This is a genomic window from Halobacillus sp. SY10, assembly GCF_045401165.1.
GTDB classification, from domain to species: Bacteria; Bacillota; Bacilli; order Bacillales; family Halobacillaceae; genus Halobacillus; species Halobacillus aidingensis.
Genome location: NZ_CP174345.1, coordinates 2,652,867 through 2,675,379 on the forward strand (window position 1 = coordinate 2,652,867; position 22,513 = coordinate 2,675,379).

At 45.7% G+C, this 22,513-nt stretch carries 25 protein-coding genes; 5 read left to right on the forward strand and 20 right to left on the reverse strand.

All coding sequences use genetic code 11. The annotated features are described in order from the left end of the window. Positions 1 to 36 precede the first annotated feature (36 nt). From ACJA3J_RS13585 to ACJA3J_RS13605, 5 genes are all read right to left on the reverse strand, one after another. The gene (locus tag ACJA3J_RS13585; RefSeq protein WP_406944348.1) at positions 37 to 1,611 is read right to left on the reverse strand and encodes a long-chain-fatty-acid--CoA ligase; all 1,575 of its coding nucleotides are present in this window, start codon (positions 1,609 to 1,611) and stop codon (positions 37 to 39) included. A gap of 147 nt (positions 1,612 to 1,758) precedes the next feature. Continuing rightward, a complete protein-coding gene (gene bioB / locus ACJA3J_RS13590; protein WP_406946301.1) occupies positions 1,759 to 2,754 on the reverse strand; it encodes a biotin synthase BioB in 996 nt (331 codons plus the stop codon). Between the two features lie 722 nt (positions 2,755 to 3,476). Beyond that, a complete protein-coding gene (locus ACJA3J_RS13595; protein WP_406944349.1) occupies positions 3,477 to 4,403 on the reverse strand; it encodes a rubrerythrin family protein in 927 nt (308 codons plus the stop codon). Between the two features lie 270 nt (positions 4,404 to 4,673). Beyond that, positions 4,674 to 5,309 (reverse strand): putative glycolipid-binding domain-containing protein, encoded by a 636-nt coding sequence (locus tag ACJA3J_RS13600; RefSeq protein ID WP_406944350.1) that lies wholly within the window; start codon positions 5,307 to 5,309, stop codon positions 4,674 to 4,676. A gap of 11 nt (positions 5,310 to 5,320) precedes the next feature. Continuing rightward, the gene (locus ACJA3J_RS13605) at positions 5,321 to 5,797 is read right to left on the reverse strand and encodes a GNAT family N-acetyltransferase (protein WP_406944351.1); all 477 of its coding nucleotides are present in this window, start codon (positions 5,795 to 5,797) and stop codon (positions 5,321 to 5,323) included. A gap of 405 nt (positions 5,798 to 6,202) precedes the next feature. Here ACJA3J_RS13605 and ACJA3J_RS13610 point away from each other — a divergent pair, with 405 nt between their 5' ends. Then, entirely contained in the window at positions 6,203 to 7,339 is a 1,137-nt protein-coding gene (locus ACJA3J_RS13610) for a DUF2515 family protein (protein ID WP_406944352.1), read from the forward strand. Here the strand turns inward: ACJA3J_RS13610 and ACJA3J_RS13615 are convergent, their stop codons facing one another. From ACJA3J_RS13615 to ACJA3J_RS13675, 13 genes are all read right to left on the reverse strand, one after another. Beyond that, positions 7,340 to 7,492, reverse strand: a complete 153-nt coding sequence (locus tag ACJA3J_RS13615; RefSeq protein WP_406944353.1) for a hypothetical protein — start codon at positions 7,490 to 7,492, stop codon at positions 7,340 to 7,342. Positions 7,493 to 7,656: 164 nt separating this feature from the next. After that, the gene (locus tag ACJA3J_RS13620) at positions 7,657 to 7,983 is read right to left on the reverse strand and encodes a YnfA family protein (RefSeq protein ID WP_089651818.1); all 327 of its coding nucleotides are present in this window, start codon (positions 7,981 to 7,983) and stop codon (positions 7,657 to 7,659) included. 78 nt (positions 7,984 to 8,061) lie between these two features. Continuing rightward, the gene (locus ACJA3J_RS13625) at positions 8,062 to 8,463 is read right to left on the reverse strand and encodes a VOC family protein (RefSeq protein ID WP_406944354.1); all 402 of its coding nucleotides are present in this window, start codon (positions 8,461 to 8,463) and stop codon (positions 8,062 to 8,064) included. Between the two features lie 670 nt (positions 8,464 to 9,133). Then, positions 9,134 to 9,343: a DUF3951 domain-containing protein gene (locus ACJA3J_RS13630; protein WP_406944355.1), complete on the reverse strand. Its 210-nt coding sequence runs from the start codon at positions 9,341 to 9,343 to the stop codon at positions 9,134 to 9,136. Positions 9,344 to 9,353: 10 nt separating this feature from the next. Next, positions 9,354 to 10,115 carry a class I SAM-dependent methyltransferase gene (locus ACJA3J_RS13635; RefSeq protein WP_406944356.1) on the reverse strand — a complete coding sequence of 254 codons (762 nt, stop codon included), beginning with the start codon at positions 10,113 to 10,115 and terminating at the stop codon, positions 9,354 to 9,356. 59 nt (positions 10,116 to 10,174) lie between these two features. Further along, on the reverse strand, positions 10,175 to 10,624 hold the full coding sequence (locus tag ACJA3J_RS13640; protein ID WP_406944357.1) for a hypothetical protein: 450 nt from the start codon (positions 10,622 to 10,624) through the stop codon (positions 10,175 to 10,177). 276 nt (positions 10,625 to 10,900) lie between these two features. Beyond that, entirely contained in the window at positions 10,901 to 11,203 is a 303-nt protein-coding gene (locus tag ACJA3J_RS13645) for a TIGR04104 family putative zinc finger protein (RefSeq protein ID WP_167356027.1), read from the reverse strand. Further along, positions 11,193 to 11,366 (reverse strand): hypothetical protein, encoded by a 174-nt coding sequence (locus ACJA3J_RS13650; RefSeq protein WP_406944358.1) that lies wholly within the window; start codon positions 11,364 to 11,366, stop codon positions 11,193 to 11,195. The genes ACJA3J_RS13645 and ACJA3J_RS13650 overlap by 11 nt, the downstream gene beginning before the upstream one ends. Positions 11,367 to 11,598: 232 nt before the next feature. Continuing rightward, the gene (locus tag ACJA3J_RS13655; protein WP_406944359.1) at positions 11,599 to 11,823 is read right to left on the reverse strand and encodes a YqkE family protein; all 225 of its coding nucleotides are present in this window, start codon (positions 11,821 to 11,823) and stop codon (positions 11,599 to 11,601) included. Next, positions 11,820 to 12,152, reverse strand: coding sequence for an iron-sulfur cluster biosynthesis family protein (locus tag ACJA3J_RS13660; RefSeq protein ID WP_089651812.1), 333 nt, complete (start codon positions 12,150 to 12,152; stop codon positions 11,820 to 11,822). Before ACJA3J_RS13660 ends, ACJA3J_RS13655 begins: the two co-directional genes overlap by 4 nt. A gap of 62 nt (positions 12,153 to 12,214) precedes the next feature. Next, positions 12,215 to 13,489, reverse strand: coding sequence for a DNA polymerase thumb domain-containing protein (locus tag ACJA3J_RS13665; RefSeq protein WP_115894235.1), 1,275 nt, complete (start codon positions 13,487 to 13,489; stop codon positions 12,215 to 12,217). 217 nt (positions 13,490 to 13,706) lie between these two features. Further along, complete coding sequence (locus tag ACJA3J_RS13670; protein ID WP_089651810.1) at positions 13,707 to 14,501, reverse strand: SDR family oxidoreductase; 795 nt, start codon at positions 14,499 to 14,501, stop codon at positions 13,707 to 13,709. Positions 14,502 to 14,505: 4 nt separating this feature from the next. Then, entirely contained in the window at positions 14,506 to 15,471 is a 966-nt protein-coding gene (locus ACJA3J_RS13675) for an MBL fold metallo-hydrolase (protein ID WP_406944360.1), read from the reverse strand. A gap of 223 nt (positions 15,472 to 15,694) precedes the next feature. Between ACJA3J_RS13675 and ACJA3J_RS13680 the strand changes: the two genes are divergently transcribed. Next, complete coding sequence (locus tag ACJA3J_RS13680) at positions 15,695 to 17,218, forward strand: AbgT family transporter (RefSeq protein ID WP_089651809.1); 1,524 nt, start codon at positions 15,695 to 15,697, stop codon at positions 17,216 to 17,218. Between the two features lie 51 nt (positions 17,219 to 17,269). Here ACJA3J_RS13680 and ACJA3J_RS13685 read toward each other — a convergent pair whose 3' ends face one another. After that, positions 17,270 to 17,761: an AAA family ATPase gene (locus tag ACJA3J_RS13685; protein WP_406944361.1), complete on the reverse strand. Its 492-nt coding sequence runs from the start codon at positions 17,759 to 17,761 to the stop codon at positions 17,270 to 17,272. A 41-nt stretch (positions 17,762 to 17,802) separates the two neighbouring features. Next, a complete protein-coding gene (locus ACJA3J_RS13690; RefSeq protein ID WP_406944362.1) occupies positions 17,803 to 19,428 on the reverse strand; it encodes a M20/M25/M40 family metallo-hydrolase in 1,626 nt (541 codons plus the stop codon). An 82-nt stretch (positions 19,429 to 19,510) separates the two neighbouring features. On the opposite strand from ACJA3J_RS13690, the gene ACJA3J_RS13695 reads away from it, so the two are divergent. From ACJA3J_RS13695 to namA, 3 genes are read left to right on the forward strand one after another with little or no spacing between them, the layout of a single operon-like run. Further along, entirely contained in the window at positions 19,511 to 20,257 is a 747-nt protein-coding gene (locus ACJA3J_RS13695) for a glycerophosphodiester phosphodiesterase (RefSeq protein ID WP_089651889.1), read from the forward strand. Between the two features lies 1 nt (position 20,258). Then, on the forward strand, positions 20,259 to 21,419 hold the full coding sequence (locus ACJA3J_RS13700; protein WP_167356025.1) for a glycosyltransferase family 2 protein: 1,161 nt from the start codon (positions 20,259 to 20,261) through the stop codon (positions 21,417 to 21,419). After that, positions 21,416 to 22,432: an NADPH dehydrogenase NamA gene (namA, locus tag ACJA3J_RS13705; RefSeq protein ID WP_089651805.1), complete on the forward strand. Its 1,017-nt coding sequence runs from the start codon at positions 21,416 to 21,418 to the stop codon at positions 22,430 to 22,432. The genes ACJA3J_RS13700 and namA overlap by 4 nt, the downstream gene beginning before the upstream one ends. The last annotated feature ends 81 nt before the right edge of the window (positions 22,433 to 22,513 follow it).

The following is a 22,513-nucleotide window of genomic DNA, read 5'->3' on the forward strand; positions in this document are numbered from 1 at the left end:
GCCTAAAGCGTCGGCTTTAGGCTAATTGAACCTTCTTTAATTGACCATTCGATTCTGGTCTTTCCAAAACTTCTTCCGAATGACGACTTTCTGAATCTTTCCAGACGCTGTCTTCGGTAATTCTTCGATAAAAGTAACGCTTGTTGGTGCTTTGAAGTGAGCCAGTTTCTCACGGCAAAACAGGATCACTTCTTCTTCTGAGAGAGTTTCTCCTTCTTTCACTACCACTACCGCATGGGGTACCTCTCCCCACTTTTCATCTGGAACAGCAACGACAGCCGCTTCAAGTATGGACGGGTGTTCATATAAGGTCGCTTCCACTTCAATGGAAGATATGTTTTCTCCTCCGCTGATGATGACATCTTTCTTGCGGTCGACAATTTCAATATTCCCTCCGTCATCAACCACTGCCATATCTCCCGTATGAAGCCATCCATCTCTTATAGCTTCATGGGTCGCTTCGACATTTTTATAATACCCTTCCATCACATTGTTTGATTTTGTTACGATTTCCCCGATAGATGTTCCATCGCTCGGAACTTCTTCTCCCAACTCATCCACGACCTTCACCTGGCTGCCGATCATGCTGTAACCAGCTTTCGCTTTCAAGCGATAACGCTCTTCCGCTGGTCGATCCACATCCATCGACCGAAGTTCCGATGTAGTAATCAGTGGTGAGATTTCTGTCATGCCGTACACCTGGACGAATTTCCATTTCAAGTCTTCTTCCACTTTACGGACAAATGCCGGCGGAGGGGCTGAACCTGCAATCACGACTCTTACCTCATGGTCAATGGATGGCTGCTTCTCTTCGTACGCCCCAATGACCATGTTTAACACGGTCGGCGCCATATGTAGCACGGACACTTTGTGTTTTTCTACTTTTTCTACGATTAATTGTGGATCTGTTTTGCGAAGCATCACTTGTGTAGCACCGTTCGCCGTATAATAAAAAGGAGATCCCCATCCGTTCACATGAAACATTGGCAGGACATGGAGGAGAGTATCCTGATCCGAAACCCTTAAGTGATGCATGGATGATAAAGCATGGAGGTAATTGGACCGATGACTTAACAATACCCCTTTAGGATTTCCCGTCGTTCCGCTCGTATAAAGTAAAGAAGCAATATCTGTCTCCTCTATCGCCGCCCGTTCAAAACGATCGGGTGAAAACTGGGACAGCCATGACTCATACCCTTCCTTGGATGGATCTCCATGGACAATCACTTTCTCTATAGAAGGAAGGTCCTGCACAACCTCTTGCACTAACGGCAGGAGAGTATGATCGACGAGAAGCACTTTACTTTCACTGTGCTCTAAAATGAAACGGTAGTCCGCCGGCTTCAACCTAGTATTCAACGGGGTCATTACAGCCCCCAACTGAAAGACACCGTAGAATCCTTCAAGCATTTCCGTCGAATTCGGAGCAAGATAAGCCACCTTGTCCCCTTTCTTCACACCTAAAGATTCAAGCCCTCTTGATAACTGGTTGACCCGAGCGTTCAACTCGCGGTAAGTCAGTGTCCAATCCTCATCAATGATCGCCGGTTTCTCTCCATACAACTGTACCGCCCTGTCCAGAAACTCTGTCAAAATCAATGGAACATGCATCGGATACCCTCTCCCTTTATAAAAATTATTAAGCGCTTACATATTATTCTAATTGCAAACCTGTACTATATCAATAGAAGCCTGGATATTGTGTACACAAACAGATGATTTTTATCGCAAAAGAAAAAACTGCCGTTCAGCAGTTTTTCACATCATCACCTTATCTTCATTAACAACATCAATTTCAAATCCAAGATCCTCGATCATTCGATGGTCTTCCGTACTCTCCTGACCATCCGTCGTCAAGTAATCACCGATGAAAATAGAATTTGCAGGATACAAGCTTAATGGCTGAAGGCTTCTTAAATTCACTTCACGACCTCCGGAGACACGTATTTCTTTCGTTGGGTTGATGAAACGGAACAAGCAAAGGACTTTCAAGCAATAGGAAGGTGAGAGTTCATCCGTCCCCTCTAAAGCTGTTCCATCAATGGCATGTAAAAAGTTCACGGGAATGGAGTCTGCATCAAGAGTTTTCAAAGCACGCGCCATATCGATCACGTCCCGCTTCGTCTCTTTCATCCCTACGATGACTCCGGAGCAAGGCGAAATGCCAGCCTCTTTCGCATGATTCACTGTCCCTACCCGGTCATGATATGTATGACTTGTCGTTATTTCATCATGATGATTTTCTGAAGTATTGATATTATGGTTGTAGCGGTCCACACCCGCGTCTTTCAATTGCTCCGCCTGTTCAGCTTTCAATAAACCCAGACACGCACAAACTCTCATATCATAGGCTTCTTTGATTTCTTTGACTGCAGATGTGACGATATCAAGTTCACGTTTTGATGGACCTCGACCACTTGCCACGATACAGTAAGTCCCCGACCCCATTTTAGAGGCCTTTTCGGCTCCTTTTACGATGGTGTCCTTGTCCATCATCCGGTATTTTTGAATGGGGGCACTCGAATCTCTGGACTGCGAACAATACCCACAGTTCTCCGGGCAGAAGCCGGACTTCGTATTGACGATCATATTCAGTTTCACTTTGTTGCCATAATGTGCCTTTCTTACTTGGTAAGCTTGGTGTAATAAGTTTAGAAGTTCATCGTCTGGACAATTCAACACTTCAAACGCTTCCTGATCTGTAATTTCTTCTCCATTCAACGATTTTTCCACTAGATGACTCCACATACAGATTCCCCTTTCTGATGTCTCACTTAGTTAACCTATAAAATAAATGGTTAACATTTAGATTCAGAATACCATAACCCATCAGAAAAATCACGATTCAATTTTGCTATAAATGTTCCATATAAGCTCCCTATTCTTTAAGACTCAGTTTCGAGGTGTTTCGGGGTTCGTTGTTGGGATTGAGCGTCAGGGGCGGCTGGGAAGCTACTCGCTTTCCTGTGGGGGAGTGGCGAGCTTCCTCAGGCTATCGCCTTGCGGGATCTCGCCTATCTCCTTTCTCCCACGGGAGTCTCGCAGCTTCCCAACCACCCCATCCCGTGCAGGAGAGAAACGAACCCTTATACCAAAATGGGCCGTCTCCCATACCCACTAAGAAACAGGCGAAAAGCGCTATATATCAAGACTTCACGCTCGTAATGACCGCTAGGGGGAGTTTTATGTGATCCAATTCTTTTGAACATACAAGCAGAGTTTCCGAGAAGTGGTTTCGAGACACTCACATGATAAAGGGGCGGAGGGGAATGGGGAGACTCCTGTGGGAAAAAAGTGCTTGGTGAGACCCCACAGGACGCAGTCCGAGGAGGCTCACCGCGCTCCCACGGAAAGCGAGTCATTCCCCGCAGCCCCATCCACTTACACAAAAGTCTCGAAACTGAGTCTTACACAATCCTGCCAGATAGTTGAATAACACTTTACAGGGACGTATGTAAAGAGCTGTCATGCAGCTCTTATGACTCCTCAAACCGTGCAAGGCCACGGCGGAAGGCTGCGAGGTGGTTCAATGATGCATTCCTTAACTGTGTAAAAACAGTTCTCACATCCTCTGGCAAATCATACAATAAAAACTTTTCATACATGGATATGTTCTCAATTTCCCCCTGGACACCAGCTGCATACGCCGCTTTTACACTGTCAGGAGTGCTTACATACTGACTCGCGTCATCGGATGGTATAGGGATTTGATATCTTGTGAAAAGTGTATTCAGAGCAGAAATGTGGCGTTTCTCCGCTTCCTGAATTCGGACGAATGTCTGGATATCGCCAAATTCCCGCCTAATATCTTCATAACGGGCTTGGGCAAGATATTCATCCTGGATGGCATACGTCAACATATCTGCGAAGGTTAATGAAGAAGCGCTCAAGGCACCTGCCGCCCCATAATCCTGTTGCCTTACCTGAAAATGATCCCTTTGAGGGAATGAAAGAAAATACAGAAACCAAACGGCATGGTTCTGTTCATCAGCCCCCGCCTGGCGAAACGTTTCTTTGATGGAAAGATCCTGTGCTTTCCGCTCGATTTCATAATAAAAGTCTGTTGTCTTTTGTTCATCGACAAACGCTGCTTCTATCCCATCCATGTATTGATCGGGGCACGGTTCAGTGATTTTCGGGGATGGTTGTTTTCCTGTCAGTTGCTTATAAATATTGCTGAAGGCCTCATAGTGACGGATTTCATCCTGACGAATCTCATAAATCTGCTGTCTTGCCTGCTGTGTAGGGGCTAAATCGGCCAATTTATTGTAGCAGGCAATCGCACTGTACTCGCCGTTAATCGCTTTTTCCACATCTTTTACTAGTGATTGGTCATTTTGGATGCGAAAGTAACCATCATATCCATAAGGGTTGAATGTATATCCATACTGATTCCGATACAATGAATCCAACCTCCTTTTAGAAGTCATCAACCTATCCTATGGAAAATGGGCGGTTTTGTGTGCAAATCGAATGTTTTGTATCTTTTATCGATCTTGATTTATAATTACTTCAATACTTGAGGTTCAATACTTTAGAACTAACCAGAGGTTCACATATGAGTATTTATGACTATTCGCAAGCAAAAAAAGCGTGATGAAGACTTTCTCTTCATCACACTTCTGCGGTAGATCCTATGCCATGGAGAGTAAAAATAATTTGCTGATCAGCTTTTAATAAAATCCTTCTGACGAAGATGGAGCATTAGCTAGAAGAGGCTGTGGTTGTTTCCCTACATTCCGGCCTCCTGTTGTCAACAGGGCTTTGCGTTCAAAGGCACCAGGATACTCGACGACCCAACCTTCAGCATCAATGACTAGTGCGGTCTCATAATCCCTGCAGCGGTATTGAAAGATCCTATAACCGTCGTTATCTCCCAAATACGTGTACACTTGAAGCAGTGGAAATACTTCTTTCCTTAATACATCGACAAAAACCATTTTGAACGTCCGTCGTTCTCCTATATGCCAGGTCACACGATTGATCGGCAAGGTGTTGGAAAAAGGCGTGATGGTCAAATCGACGTTCGTCGCCCCATCCAGATTCTCATCGTACCTCCCATTGACCCACCACTTATCCTGTTTTTCCGCCTGGACGACAAAGGGCTCGGTCTCTTGTTCTTGATAAATCTTCACTTTTTTAGTCTTCCAATCAAGTCCGAGCTTCAAATCATAAGTAAGATGATGTGGCACTCCCTGATCCACAAGCAATACCGTCCCTCGTACCTCCATATGATTGGTTAACTTTTTCAACGTTAAATGTTCCGCTCCAGCGGACTCCAGATGATCCCAAATCACACGTTGCTCCATATGCTTCCCTCCTAAATGGATTTTGTGACAGACCCTTTCATCCGAATAACTTTCCCATCAAGATCAGGACCGATTGTTTTCATCCCTGCCTTCTCATAAAATCGGCGTGCTCGATGGTTATCAGGTGCAACACGCAAATGAAATTCCTCAAGGTTACGTTTTTTAAAAAAATCGATCGCGTAGTTGTGAAGTGCTTTTCCCATTCCTTTCCCACGCTCTGAAGGGATCAGGTAAAACAAGTGAATGTATCCGATTTTCCGTCCCTTATACTTTTTCACCGATAACTCCAGCTGACCAATGACTCCTCCGTCTACCTGTGCCATAACGAAACCATCAGGGTATTGCTCTACTTTTTCAAGCACATAGATTAAGTATGCATTTGCGTCAAAGCCTGAGGTGTTACCGAAGCTCACCATAAACGAATCTTTACGGAAATCAATGATACACTGCCGGTCTTTTTTTAAGTCAATCGTTCGGAACTGAACCATCTTGCACCCTCCATTTCTTCACTCGAGCATCGTAGAAGTATGGCGGGATGAATGAACGTAATATCACGGAATGATCTCGCTACAACGTTCCCAATTTCCTCCTCTCCTTATGGAAAAGACCACCGGCTCAAAACCTTTTCAACGGCAGCATTTCTCGTTGTTTGTTCAAGTGCTTGTGGAAGCTGTTTGGCGTTCTGTTATAGCTGCGATTTGTATAGGTTGCTCTTATCATTGGTTATCTTTTTCTTCAAAGGGAAATCCATCTCGCTCCTCCTTCTCTTAAAATTCGCTACCTGAATTGAAATTCCTTCCTTTTTTTACATAGAGAAGGATGGCAGACAAATACTAAGTTAATCATGTTGCATTCGTTTCGGAAATATATTCGTAGTAGGAGGTGAAAAGGATATGTTTTCATCCAAATGGCGCCTGCTGAAAAAAGACTTGAAGGCCGCGTTGAAAGCAACCCCAGCCCCGTTGACGACGCAGGAAGAAACGCTCGTGAAGGAAATAAGGAGGATCACTCAGGAGAAAAATCGAAACAATGTCACACGTACGATGGCGTATCTTCACTTTTTTGAAAAGCATCCTGAAATTCATTGGGCACTGCTTGCCCACCTCGTCTCTAGAAACGCGGGCTGGAACATGACTGATCTGAAGGGTGAATATCTACCAAAGTTGTTGACAGGAAAAGAAGGGAGAGACTTTTTCGTTTTCTTAGAACGAGGAAATTGGCTCATCTTTCAGGATGCTTACCCCCAGCTATTGCTATATGATGCCAGTTTGAAGCATGGCCGCCCTCTCTATCACCTATTAGATGCGTTGAACGTATCCAAATTCATGAAACCTTTTTGGGAACGTTTTTGGAAAAGCGGAAATAGTGAAGAACTGACGAAAGCGCTGATCGTCAATGAACAGCATTATATCGAAAATCGTGTGGTAAGAAACCACCTTTACATGGCGACTGTTATGGACAAAGTGATGTTCAAACTTCAAGATATGCTTTCAATGAATCATATCCTCTTCCCTTATATGACTCCGATCCAGCAGAAGATCAAACTCGTCGGTGGAACCGTTCACCACTTTTCTGCCGTAGATGAACGCATTCTCCTCGGAAGATCTCTTTACGAGCTTCTTTATGGTGTGCGGTCACGCTTGGATCAAATCGTCCAATGGTGCTCTGCTAATAAACACACAGGCTCGCGTAAGGATTACTGGCCGCAACTATTTAATGATGTCAATGAAACACCACCGGGTCATGTCCATGAAATGACTATGAGCCCATGCAAACGAAAGCAGAACGGGCCCAAAATTTACAGTCCCAAACTGGAGATTGTGTGGGAGGACTGGGTCCATGCAGAAGCGGAGACAGGGGATTGGTTCAAGAGTGTAAACGTATTGGACTTGATGAAGAAGAATGCAAAGGAATTCAGTGGAGACATTGAACCTGTGTATTGCCGGACGTTGGAAGAAATCGAGTTCGCCTCTCAAACAAAGCATACATTTTTTCACAAAACAGAAGGACGATCCGCAGACCGTCCTTAACTATGTAACTGGTTTCTTTGATCTCATTGAACGGCTCCATCCATAGTTTCCACGGTCATAGGCGATGGTTTCTGCATGCCGAGCAAGCTCTGGCTGGACATAAAGCCAGTCCAGGGAAATAGAACTGAACCCTGCTTCTAAAACGACAGTCACCGGCCCTTCTCCCTCGGAAATGACATGTGTATCACTGGTTTCCGTATGGACCATCATTCCTGGAGGGGACACTTTGCTTTTTCATTCATAACCACATTCCAAAACCGGCAATGGAAACACTAAGACTGCAATCAAACCACGAATTCCTTTTTTCATCCGATCTCCTATTGTCTTGGCGCAAATAACATGACACAAACACCGATCATACAGATCCCTGCACCAATCCAGTCATATAGATCGGGCGTTTTCCGATCCACACCCCATCCCCACATCACGGATAAAATGATGAACACACCACCATAGGCGGCGTATACACGGCCAAAAGATGGGAAGCTTTGAAACGTAGCAATCACCCCGTATAAGGCAAGCGCGAATCCTCCCGCGATTCCCCAGGAAAGCGGCTTACCTTCACGGATGGCGAGCCAGATCAAATACCCTCCTCCGATTTCAGCCACTCCTGCAAATAGAAATAATATGAATGCTTGAATCATTACAATCACTCCTGTAAAAAAACTATATCTATAATTTACAGGAGAAACATCTATCTGTCACAAACTACTAAATCGACATCAAACTCTATAAGCAGGACTTAACTCGCTCCAGACATCCAATCGGTTTCCGTTTACATCCTCAAATACAAAATTCAAACCAGGGTGGCCCCTATTTTCGATTTCACCCACCTCAACCCCTTTATCTTTTAACTTTTTATGTAAAGCCCTCAACGCCTCTTTTCCATCCACTTCAAATGTGATGGCAAAACGCTCGCTTCCGTCCTCATCTAAAAAGTTTGATGTTTGTTCCGGCGATGATTTTACTAAGAAAATACTGATGCCTGCTAAGTCTACGATGGCTTTCTGGTTATCTTGATAATTGATGTCAGCTCCAAGCTTTTCTTCATACCAGACTGCGGATTTATCCACTTCTTGGACAGGTAAATAAATCGTCCCTACTCGGATTAATGAATGGTTCATGATACGTCCTCCTATCGAATATATGTATTCAACCAAACCTTTGAAACTCCTTCCTTCACAATAAGTTTCTTGTGATATAAATGCTCCCTATTGTGGAAGACTCAGTTTCGAGACTTTTGTTGAGTCGATGGGGCTGCGGGAAATAGCTCGCTTTCCGCGGGAGCGCGGTGAGCCTCCTCGGACTGCGTCCTGCGGGGTCTCACCAAGCACTTTTTCACCGCAGGAGTCTCGCCATTCCCCTCCGCCCCTTTGCCATACTAGTGTCTCGAAACTACTTCCATAATAAGATGCTTTCATGCACATGGAAATTGGAAGGGGGATCAACGACCGAGGTAGCTATTCTGCATACGGAAAGCTTGTTATAGAGCGTTTTCTGCCTATACCAACAGGATAGTGAAAGACAGCCCCTCTCGGTAAAAGGGTTCGTTTCTCACATGTATCGAATGGGGTGGTTGGGAAGCTGCGAGACTCCCGTGGGAGAAAGGAGATAGATGAGATCCCGCAGGACGTAGTCCGAGGAAGCTCACCACTCCCCCACAGGAAAGCGAGTGGCTTCCCAACCACCCCTTACGCTCATCCCAAGCAACGAACCCCGGAACATCTCGAAACTGAGTCTTCAAGAATCCTGCATATTCTTTAATAACTCAAGAATAAAAAACAGGGCATGCGTTTAGTCATAACGCTGACCTGTTCTGTCATTTTCCTCTTGCTCTTCCTTGTCTTCTTCATGAAAAGGAGTTTCTGTTTGCCCGCTCACATAATCGAACGGTGTATAGGAATTATCGGGGTACTGTTTTTTTACAAACATCCGGTAGGCGGTGCGCAAAACCACGAAGATGATCAAGAAGGAAAACAACACCGTAATAATTGTTGAAACCATAAACCGCTCCTTATAGCTTTAATTTAACGGCTCTTGTAGCAATCATTGTTTTAATATGGTGATCGATGGTTCTTTCACCACCGAAATCATCTTCATAGATTCCTGCAATGACAAAGCCAGCATCCGTCTGGCCTTGCAGCTGGTCTTCTAAAGTATGGCCGAACTCGAGCGTTTCGCCTTCAATTACTTCTTCCTCTTCAAGCGCAGAGTAAGGAATCGTATGAGCCACTTCCAACTTGCCTTCGTCCTCTTTTTCTGCATCAAACAAGTAAAGAACAGGATTCATAAAGCCTGAAATGAGCGTTCCTTTATTTTTCAAAACACGTGCCGCTTCCTTCCAGACCGGGCGTACATTTTCGATGAATACGTTAGCGACAGGGTGGACGATGAGATCGAATGTTTCATCTGCGAATACGGATAAGTCAGTCATCTCACCTTTAACGGTTTTCAAATCGAGTCCTTCTTGGTCAGCTACCCTTTCGTCTTGTTGAAGCTGCTTTTCCGATAAATCAAAAACGGTGACCTCGGCACCTGTGGCAGCGAGGACAGGCCCTTGTTGACCACCTCCAGATGCAAGGCAGAGAACCTTCACTCCTTTTAACGATTCAGGAAACCAGTTTCTCGGCACCTGGCGATCGGCGGTCACACCGATCGTCCACTCGCCGCTACGAGCTTTTTCGATAGTTTCATGCGTTACGCTTTGGGTGTAACGCACCCCGTCTTCCACTTTTTTGTCCCATGCTTTACTGTTATGGTCTGTCGTTTGGCTCATCTTTTTCTTCCTCTCTTCTTTTAAACAATAAGGTTTTTCCATCTTTGAATAACGGTCGATCAAGCTGGATGATTCTTGGTGTGCATGCGGTTTCCATATTGGTGCTTCAGCTCGTCTAAAAGAGATGCTGCATCCTCATCGGATAAGTTTTCTAAGTAAATGTTCTCTTCCTCACCTTTGTTTGATTTTATGGATATGACATCATCCATTTGCTGGATACGCTTTATTTCTTCATCTGCCAGACGAGTATTCGGATCAGCGATTCCAATCCGGATGTCGAGGATATCATCCTCCACGCGCACATAGTCACGCTCAGGCATTTTGTAATAATGAAGCATTTGACACAAACCTATTAAAAAAACCACACCTGATCCGAAAACGATAAACGGCTCGATCCGGCCGTGCAAATAAAGAGAAAGTACTGCCGGTAATAAACTTACAATTATGTTAAACAAGGAACCTCTCGCTTTTTTCCTCCATAATTCCGTGTTGCTATATTTATAATTCAAGACATCACCCTCTTAAACCTCTGGCTGCGAGACTGATCTGTCGTATGCAGCGTTGAAATGATTGCTTTAAGGTTAGAAACCGACCTTTCTCCTCGTATTCTTCCAACATGACCCGGATGAGCGGAAAACCATAGATTTTTCGGTTCCTTCGTTCATCAGATATTTTCAACCCCATTCTTTTATGCTTCTGGATTTTGCTGAACTCTTTTGAATAGCACTTTATCTTCTCTGTTTTTTTGTCCCTTGAGAAGAAAAAACAAATCTTTCAACAAACCCTCACTCCTTATGCAAGACTTCCTCATCAGCTAAGTGGATCACCAACGGTTGGACAAATAGGACGATCACTAAAAGGAAGACAGCGAAAAACAAGGCAGACGTCAGCCGCATTTGGAACGTTTCTATTAAAAACATAAACACAAAAAATGCCGTAAGCGCTAATATCCCTGAACGATGATAGGCTCGTTTCGTAGAATAATGTTCCGCTCCGCAATGTGGACATTGTTTCTTACCGGTGACTTTCATCGATGAAAGCAGTGCTTTTCCAAATGTCCAACTGCGTCCGCATGTCTTACACCTCACTCTCTTCACTCTCCTTTAATGCTTCCACTTCTTTTTCCAAACGCCGAATCCGCTCCGTTTCACCTGTGGATCGAATGTTACGGACGAGCGCAAGAACACAACCGGTTACAGCGAGCGCTATCCCTAAGGTTCCAATGAAGAATACTAGGAAAAAACCGATCAATTTGTTCCCTCCTGCCTTTCTATACGGTCAATGTGGTGCGAATGTTTCAATTTTTCCGAAAAATATCATTATATAGATCCCTAACCAAAAGGAATAACGCCCGATGGGGAACGAATACTGACCGAACGAGTGCAATAGTGCTCTAACGAGAGGGTGCAACGCCCTAACTCTAATCCATAACGACTTTACTCAATAAATTCTCATAAAAAATAAGCACCCTGTAGCGGGGTGCTTATTTTTTGAAGGATTTCCAGTCGAGCTCACTTTCATTCAGCAGTTCCTCAAAGCTTTTGTTCGCTTCTGCTCGCTTGCGCTCTTCGATTCGGCGCTGCTTTTCCTGTTCTTCACGTTCAACGGCCTGCTGCTTCAGATCCGTCTTTTTGGATTTCAGCTTTGATAAAACATCAGCATTCAGCTGGTCTCCGAGAGATCCGGGTTGCGTCTTTTTCTTACTCATACGGTCGCTCCTTCTTTCACGTCTTTGATCGGGATGATCGGATTCAGGATGCCGTCCGGGCTGGAAAGGCGGAACGTGCCTCTCATAAAGTCGAGCTTCATATCCTTTTTGAAAAAGGTCGCCTGCTGATCATCAATAATGACGGCATAATCATCATTTTCTACTTTTCGATCGGTAGAGCGCTCTTCTTTCTCCAGACGAATGGTTGGCAGTCCATTCACGCCGCAGCCACATCCTTCTGTGTCATAAAAAAGTCGGATGAGCGGACGCTCAGGATCCTGGATTTGTTCTAGCTGCTGCTTCGCTTCTTCGGTGATGCGTAGTTTCATCGTTCATCCCTCCTGTTTCTTCTATTGTAAAAAAACCACGCTTCCGAGGCAACGGTTCTGTTTTATTCTGCGTAGTGTCCGCCGACAAGACGACTACGGTGGCGGGCGGTCCCTGCATTTGTCCAGGATACTGCGCGAAGAAGCATATCCTGCCCGTAGCGCTCACGAATCTCATCCATCACATAGCCGAGGTCTCTTTTTTTATCGCGGCCGTCATCAAACAAGTCGAGTTGGACATTGGCATCTTCCGTAATGTTTCCGAGGGTGACGGAGATGCGGCGGACGACTCCGCCGTTAAAAAAGCGGTGGAACAGGGTGAGGCAGGCATGGTAAATGTCCATCGTAATGCTCGTCGGATGCTCAATGGATACAGAGCGGTGAAATCCACCCGACCCTTCGCTTTTACTGTAGCCGATCCCGAGGGAAATCGTCCTTCCTGCATGGCCTTTTTTCCGAGCACGTCGGGCCACTTCTTCACACATTTCGAGGATGACGTACTTCACCTCTTCCGGATCTTGGTAATCACGAAGGAGAATTTGACTTTTTCCATAGCTCACCTGACCATGAATGATCGGAGCACCGGGGTCGGACAAGTCGATGCCGTTCGCATGGTAGTACAGTTGGTTTCCCATCACGCCGAAGGTTTTTTCAAGGCGATCGAGCGGGAATTTCGCCAGTTGCCCGACAGACCAGATGCCCATGCGATTCAGACGGTGTTCAAGCCGTGGGCCAATCCCCCACATTTCCGACAAGGGTGCGACCGGCCACAACTTCTCTTGAAAGTCATCATACGTCCAGCGAGCGATACCTTTCTTTTTTGCCTCAAGATCGAGGCATAGTTTGGAAAGCAGCATGTTCGGCCCGATGCCGATCGCCGCATCCAGATGGAATGTTTCTTTTAATTCATCGACAATCATTTGTGCCGTTTCTTCCGGCACACCGAACTTCCCTTTGTTATCTCCCACTTCTAAGAAGCTTTCATCGACGCTGTACGTATGGATCTTTTCTTTCGGGACGAATTTGTGAAAAAGGTTCGTCACTTGAGTGGACACCTCTAAGTACTTCCTCATTTGCGCGGAGACGATGACGATTTCCGGCGCGGAAGGGATTTCGAACAGGCGGCTTCCTGTACGGATGCCGTATTTCTTTTTCATCGCCGGAGTCGCAGCCAATACGACACTCCCTTTCCGGTTCATATCCGCAACGACGGCAAGCGGGACCGTGAGCGGATCAAGTCCGCGGTCAATCGCCGCACAACTCGCATAGAAACTCTTCATATCCACACACAAAATCCCCCTGTCCGGATACCTTCCATAATCAATGCTCGGATGCCCCATGTCGTCTCCACCTCCTTTACCTAGTATATCCTCATTATGCGAATATATGTTCGCTTTTGCAAGTACCAATTCCTGCTACCATTTCCTGTCCGACCAGGTCTTACAAATATTGGTGTACCAGGTCATACATATTGGTCATACATATTTTTCCATTCACCCCATACAAAAAGCCTCTTCCGGAATGGAAAGAGGCTTTGGCCTGGACAGGTGGATGGTATCATTTTTTGTTGAATTGTCTTTGCATGAGTTTTTCCATCGCGACTGGTGCGAGAGAGTAGACTTTGCTTCCGGAGTCCATCCATGAAGGCATATTGATCTCACGCTGTTTCGTAAATAAATGGTGGACGACCGTCCTTGCTACACGGTTTGGATCAAGCATGATCTTATCGACCGACTTCTCATACTTCCCGCTCGGGTCCGCCTGTTGAAAGAAATTCGTCCTCACAGGTCCGAGATTGACGGAAGTGACATAGATGCCTAAAGGCTCTACTTCCATCCTTAACGCATTCGTGAAACCTATAACCGCATGCTTAGTTGCTGCATAAACGGCAGATTTCGGTGTGGCGATTTTGCCTGCCTGTGATGCTATGTTGATGATATGGCCTTCTCCATGCTGCACCAAATGTGGCAGCAACTGATGCGTGGCGCGAAACAGTGACTTCACGTTCACAGACAGCATACGCTCGATATCCTGCCAATTCGATTCGGCCACAGGATCGAACACGGCGATTCCTGCATTGTTAATCAGCCCGTCGATGGATCCATGTTCATAACAAATCCGGTCAATCGTATCTTTCCACTCTGCATCATTCGATAAATCCGCAGGGTACCATGGACTTTTGACGCCAAAGGCTCCTTCAATCTTTTCTGCAATGATTTCCAATTTGTGTGCGGTCCGCGCCACAAGGATCGGGGTCCCGCCTTCCTGCGCGACGTGGATCGCGAGAAATTCGCCAATTCCACTCGAGGCTCCTGTGATAAGTACTTTTTTTCCTTTTACTCGTTCATTCATTCGATCACCTATTTGCTTGATAGAATTTCTCTCCGTCTACGTAAGAAACCTTAAGCTTTCCAACGCTTTCTAAGTAGTCCAGTTGTCCGATTGTTTCAGACATCGTCAAACCGAATTGGTTCTCGATGTGTTTCGGAAAGAGACGCTTGCATACGTCATATGCACGTAATGGCCCCTCGCTAAACATTCGAAATACCTTTTCCGCTCGCTGTTCCTGCTTTTTTAACCGTTCCTGAATCAGTTCGTGCGCACGATCGAAGATGTCTCCATGCCCCGGGTAGACGTTACCAATCTCCCACTTTAACAACTTTTCCATAGAATCTCGGTAGTCAAGCAAAGGTCTTGGACGAACCTCTCCCTTTGTGTGAGGCGGCTCAAGTAAAGGGTTCGAAGAAATATGGGAGAGCAGGTGATCTCCACCAATCAACGCCCCGTCCCCTTCTCTATAAAAAGATAAATGGCTTTGGGCATGGCCGGGTGTTTCGATTGTCACCCATTCTTCATGACCCGGTAACCGGTCACCTTCTGTCAATTCGTGGGTAAGCTTTCCTTCCGACGTCCATTTCAATGTCTTCCTCAATCCCTTTAACAATGGGAAAAAGCGCTCAGGCACTCCAGATTCCTTGTACATGCCTTTGAAAAATTCTTCATAATGAGAGAAGTATTCTTCTTCCCGCTCAAGCCAGGGCTTCAATTTCGGGTGGCCGGCGATGGTATTCACGTTCGGTAATCGTTCAACAAGCCCCATATGATCCGGATGGTGATGGGTCAAAATCACCTGTTCAATATCTTCCGGCTGGTATCCCGCTTCCTTTAACTGTTCAACTAACGCTTTCCAACACTCTTCCGTCTTCACGCCTGCATCGATCAGGGACAGCCGCTCACCTTTTACTAAATAAACATGCACATCCCCGACTGCATAAGGGGTAGGCAATGTGAATTGTGTAATGGTATCCTTCAATGTCTTCATAACACTTCCTCCATACTGAATGATCATTCACTTTTCTATATTGTAGCATGATTGCCATAGATTTTCCTCCTATGCGACAAAGATTACGGACGTCACATTATTCATAATTGTTTTTCTAGTGGGACTTTTTCCAAAAGACTTCAAATAAAAATTACTTTTCATTATACTTTAACGCGTCATTGTAAATTTAAAAGAAATGTAAAGGTCAATAAGGAGGAAGATCATGGAACAACAAGAAAAGAAAGGGTTGACAATGCGCATTCTCGACTGGATTGAGCGCGTCGGGAACAAATTGCCTCACCCTGTCACATTGTTCGCAATATTTGCACTCATGGTTGTCGTCGCTTCCTGGATCTTCTCCACGATGAATGTGGAAGTCGAAGACCCAGCGACCGGCGAAACGTTACAAGTCGTCAACTTGCTTTCCAGTGACGGCATTCAATACATGTTTGAAAGCATGGTAGAAAACTTCGTAGGCTTCGCGCCGCTCGGTACGGTTCTTGTTACGATGCTTGGTATCGGAATTGCCGAACGCTCAGGACTGATCAGTGCGATGCTTCGTGGACTTGTTACATCCGTACCGCGTTCACTGATGACAGCAGCGCTCGTGTTCGGTGGTATTATGTCCAGTATGGCTGCTGATGCCGGTTACGTTGTTTTGACACCACTTGGAGCGGTCCTATTTGCCGGTCTTGGGCGTCACCCACTTGCAGGTCTTGCTGCGGCATTCGCGGGTGTCTCCGCTGGTTTCAGTGCTAACTTGCTCCTCACATCGTTGGATCCATTGCTTGGTGACTTGACCATTCAAGCGGCAGCGACCATTGATCCTGCCTATGCGGATACGATTCTTTATACGATGAACTATTACTTCATGATTGTATCTGTTTTCGTCCTTACGATTGTCGGTACACTCGTAACAGACAAAATCGTCGAGCCGCGTCTTGGAGATTACAAAGGTGGCGTGAAAGAAGAAGTCAACTACCTTTCTCCACTTGAGAAAAAAGGGATGATTGGTGCTCTGATCGCGTTTATCGTGACCATCGGGCTGCTATCCCTGCTTGTCGTACCATCCTGGGGGCCACTGCGTAACCCTGATGATTTCTTAGCATCTCCATTTTTCCATAGCTTAGTGCCTGTCATTCTGATCATGTTCTTTGTCCCTGGTTATGTTTACGGGAAGATAACGAACGAAATTAAGAATGATAAAGACGTAGCCAATCAAATGTCCGACACGATGGCAAGCATGGGAATTTACATTGTTCTTGCCTTCACGGCTGGTCAATTCGTTGCCTACTTCAACCATACGAATCTTGGAAAAGTCATTGCTGTCAGCGGTGCAGAATTCCTAGATTCCATCGGTTTCACAGGCATCGGACTTATTATTGCTTTTATGTTCGTAGCTGGTATCATCAACCTGTTCATCGGAAGCTCGTCAGCGAAATGGGCGATTATGGCTCCCGTATTCGTACCGTTGATGATGCAGCTCGGTTACTCTCCGGAGCTTACAACGCTCGCTTACCGGATTGCCGACTCTACAACGAACATCATTTCACCATTAATGCCATACTTTGCGATCGTCATTGCGTTTGCACAAAAGTATGATAAGAAGGTCGGTATTGGTACATTGATTTCTACCATGCTTCCTTATTCCATTGCATTCTTTGTCATTTGGACATTGATGCTGTTGATTTGGATGCTGACCGGCTTGCCAATCGGTCCTGGAGCAGGATTCGAATACAATGGTTAATCCATCCTAAACAAAAGCGTCCGGAATTGATTTCCGGACGCTTTTTTATACCTAAATCCTGACCTGATGCGACAGGATCATTAAACTTTTCAAACGATCGGCCGTTTCAGAGATGCCCACCTTTGATGTATCGATCACCACATCTGCATTTGCTTGCAGTTTTGGCAGCACATGAGTGAAACTTTCTATGATTGCTTTTCTTTCATCTGGGTGCTTTCCGTAAGGATTTGTTTTTCTTTTGATCACACGATCAAGCATGAGATCAAGACCCGCTTCCAACAAAACGACATAATCAAAAGATTTATAGAATTTACCCTGATTCGAATAACAACCTGATAGGATTAAATGAGGGTGCTTTTTTCGCTCGATAAGATGCGAGATTTTTTCTTCATCCCACACGATTTCATCCCCTTCTCCTGTAGCGATTTTCTTTGTGTACCCATGATCATCGGTATCCACCACATCGTATCCTTCATTCCCCAATCTTTGCAGTACACTTGTTTTACCGACACCAGATAATCCAGTAATAAAAATAACGCCCATCCTACCACCGACCTTTTAGAGAAGTTTGCTCAAAAACCCTTTTATCCCATGTCCTTCTTAAAGAACTCATGAATAACCCGCGTCAAAATCTGAGGCAGTTTTTCAAAACTGTAGGTTAATTCCAGGCGTTCCGTCCACTGGTGCGGATCCCTTCCTAATGGTCCAATGTTGATGATCGGCATTGTGATCGATTCCATCACTTCTGTCGGCCACTCAAAACCATTCCCGTGAATCGGCATCTGCTTCGTCAAATCTGACAGTGAAGACGTGGAAGACGTCGGTCCAATAAAACTCAAATCGCTCAACCCTGTAAAATACTCCACCACTTCAAGCTCTTCTCCGAACTTCTCCCTGGCATAATCGATGGCCGTTTTGGCCCCATGCTGGATGAAAGGATCGTCATTAGACGATACCGCCGGATAAAAAGGTGGACTATAAAAAAGGACGATCATCGGGCTGATATCTTTGCATATGGATGCAAGACTTTGGACAAGTGTTGTAGAGAAATCACGATCGCCCTGGTCTCTCAAATTGACTAACCGGTTCTGCCGGCGATCGACTTCCATTTTCCCGTACCGTGCGACCGCTTCCTTGTATAATTGATCATAGGTCAGTATCGTGATGTCCGGATGAAAAGCGGATGTCTGCGTGCCTTCCAAATAAAAAGACGCCTGATGGTGGTAATGATTGATGATTTTCGCTTTTGCCCTCTGCGCCGCCTGTAATAGTTTTTCATTCAGTTCTGTAATGGACTGCTTCATATAGAGGACATTGTACATCGCGACCGCTGCCTGAGGGGTCTGCACCGAATACTCAAATTTTAAGTCGCGCTGCATCAGACTGAGCGGAGGCGGTGTCCGCTCTCCTCCGACCTTTTCAATAAAGGCTTCGTTCAGTTCCATTTCCTGTGCTAAGTAGCTGACCATCAGGTTGGCATTCAACCCTCCGAACGGTTCACCGGCGTGCGTTTCTTTTCCGTAACATAAAAAGCCCGGCAGCGTCTTTCCAATGGAACCTGTGTATAAATAATAAGCAGGATCGCCGGGATATTTGCTGAACATCGGTTCGCCATTCAGAGCCGCTTTATATTCAAGGTCCTCTTTATCCCGAATCTCGGCAAGGGCTGGAAGAGCAGCCAGCATTCCTTCCGAGTTCACTTCTTCATCAGGGACAGCGACTAAAAGTAAATTCCCGTCAAATTCCCCTGCCATCGCCTTTTCCAATAGGGATAAGTGGACGGTAAGACCTGCTTTCATATCCATCGTTCCTCGACCGAAGAGCCAGTTCCCTGACTCCAGGTCTCGGGCTGCTTCTTTCGGCAGATCTTCTACATTCTTATGTAGCTCTTGAGTGAGCTCACGCGGATAGAAAGCAAGATTCTGATAGGAACCGTAATCTTCAATCCCCACGACATCGACGTGGGAAATCAATACGAGCGTCTCCTTGGCCTCGTCTTTTTTTACTAAAGCTGTCAGTAATTGACGCCCATCGTCCAGCGGATGCAAGTTGAGGTGGCTGGGCCGTTTTTTATAATAATCGCGATCTTCCAAAATATAATATAAGTATTCGATGATTGCGATTTCTTCATTACTGTTCGTTATGCTGGGATATTCTACCAAAGAACATAAGAGATCGGTCAACTGCTCTTTCGTCTGCCAAACTGTCATGGGGTCACACTCCTTATTGACTTTTGCTGAATTATCAAACACAATCAAACTCATAAGCTACTTGGAAGAGGTGAACGTCACGATGAAAACCCTTATTTACGCTCATCGAGGAGCGAGTAAGCTCGCTCCGGAAAATACGATGCCTGCTTTTGAACTGGCGCGTGCAGCCGGAGCTGACGGAATCGAGACCGATGTGCAGCTAACCAAAGACCAAATCCCCGTCCTCATCCATGATGAAAACCTGAGACGCACCACCAATGGAACAGGGTTCGTACAAGACTATACATATGCTCAGCTGCGCCTGCTTGATGCAGGAAGCTGGTTTTCTCCTAAATTTTCTGACACTTATATTGTAACACTGGACGAGTTTCTTCGCTGGTTTCGAGACCAGCCTATGTTTTTAAATGTCGAACTGAAAACGAACGTCATTGCCTATAAAAACATCGAGCGGATTGTCTATGAATCTTTAAAACGGTATCACGTTCTGGAGCGGACCGTTATTTCCAGTTTCAATGCCGATTCCCTCACACGCATGAAAGAAATCAATCCATCGATTCAGACGGCATTTTTGACATCGACGAAAATGCGGAACCTTCCTCAATACGCGAAATCCGAAGGGTGTGATGCCTTGCATGTCAAACACCGCCTTCTGGATAAAAAGCTCGTGAAACGCTGCCACAAAGAAAACCTAGAACTCCGCATCTATACGGTCAACCGCCCTTCCATGATGAAAAAGTGTTACAGCCTGGGTGTGAACGGAATTTTCACAGATGTTCCTCATCAGGCCATCGAGTATCGTGATCTTTTTCGAAAACGGAAAAATCGATAATATGTTTTGGGTATTTGTTGGACTCATACTTGTATGGACCATCCTGCTCACTGACTTCCTTTTGGGGATTAGAAAAATTCCAAAGCTCGAACATACCGTTCCTTCTCAAACGTCCGAGCTCATCTCTGTGATCATCGCAGCTAAAGACGAAGAAGACTCTATTCACGAAACGTTGCACACCCTTGCGAACCAAAAAAACGTGGAAATTGAAATCATCGCTGTAAACGACCGCTCCAATGATCGAACGGGTGAAATCATCGATGAAGCAGCTGCCCTGCACTCTTCCATTCGAGCCGTTCATATCGATCACCTGCCAAAAGGGTGGCTTGGGAAAAATCATGCTCTGAAAAAAGGCGCCGAGCTTGCCGCTGGCGCTTATTTGCTTTTTACAGACGCAGATATTCAATTCGAAGAACAGACCCTCACTAAAGCGACGACAGCCATGAAAGCTGAAAAGCTCGATCACCTCACAGCAGCACCAGATCTAACGGCCCGTTCTTTTGCGTTACGTGGCTTGATCTCCTACTTTTTGTTCGGTTTCGGTTATTTAAAACGACCATGGACGGCGAACCAGGAGAAACCTAGAGGTGGGATGGGGATTGGAGCTTTCCAAATGATGACGAAATCCTGTTATCAAAAGATCGGGGGCCATGAGGCGGTGCGCTTTCGCCCTGATGATGATCTTGCCCTCGGGCAGAAGATTAAGGCGGCTGGATTCAGACAAAAACTCGTAACAGCCAAGCAGCTTCTTTCTGTCGAATGGTATCCAGACTTCAAATCCGCTCTTCAGGGTTTTGAAAAAAATGCCTTTGCTGGATTGAATTACTCTGTTTCCCTCTCCTTGTTTGCTGTTTTCGGCGTCCTTATTTCGCAAGTGCTTCCGTTCTTTCTGTTCATTTTCGGTGATCCTCCCGTTCAAATTATTAGCGCGATTAACATCCTTTTGTTATTTTGTTTATATGGTTTAACTACCCGTTCTTTTACAAACTATCCATGGTGGATGATTTTCGGTCTGCCGATTTTCGCATTTTTGTTTGTTTTCATGCTTGCTAGAGCGCTTATCCTGACATGGATACGTGGAGGAATTGAATGGCGTGGCAACCAGTATTCGATCAAAGAATTGAAACAATTTTTCCGTAACTCGGAGGAGGATCATCGTTGAAACATAAATTATTTGAACCTTATACAGTAAAAGACGTCACGTTAAAAAACCGTATCGTCATGTCTCCGATGTGTATGTATTCATCGGACAATCAGGACGGCTATGCTCAGCCCTTTCACCTTACCCATTACGAAAGCCGCGCGGCTGGACAAGTCGGACTGATCATTACAGAAGCGACCGCTGTGTTACCTGAAGGCCGTATTTCACATGAAGACCTCGGTATCTGGAACGACGAACACATTGAAGGATTACAAAAAATCAATGAAGGCATACACCGTCACGGGGCTAAAGCTGGCATTCAACTGGCCCATGCCGGACGTAAAGCCAACTTACGGGATGAAATTTTCGCCCCGAGTGCTGAAGCTTTCAGTGCATCCATGAAGGTCCCGACAGAAATGGCGAAAGAAGACATCCAACGTACAGTGGAAGCTTTCCGCGAGGGGGCTCGCCGATCTAAAGAAGCCGGTTTTGATGTGATTGAACTTCACGCAGCCCACGGGTATTTGATCAACCAATTCCTCTCCCCTCTTACGAACAAGCGGGACGATGAATATGGAGGCACCCGTGAAAACCGTTACCGCTTCCTGCGTGAAGCGATCGAGGCCGTTAAGCATGAATGGAATGGACCATTGTTCGTCAGAATCTCCGGAGAAGAATATCATAAAGATGGAAACACGATGGACGACTTTATCTATTTTGCCCGTGAGATGAAGACTCAGGGTGTAGATCTCATTGACGTCAGCTCAGGTGGTGTCGTACCTGCTGCGATCGATCCTTACCCCGGTTACCAGGTTACGTACGCTGAACAAATCAAACAAGGCGCCGGTATCGACACGGGGGCTGTCGGTTTGATCACAAGTGGAAATCAAGCGGAAGAAATTTTGCAAAATGAACGGGCCGACTTGATTTTCCTGGCCCGGGCTCTCTTGAGAAACCCTTACTGGCCAAAAGAAGCAGCTGATGAACTCGGCTACTCATTAGAAGGGCCAAGACAATACACTCGTGCTTGGTAAACATCTGCGAACTGCCGGAAACGCATCCGGCAGTTTTTTTTATGGCTTTTCAAGTGTGTTCTCCCCCTTCTGGTGGTATCA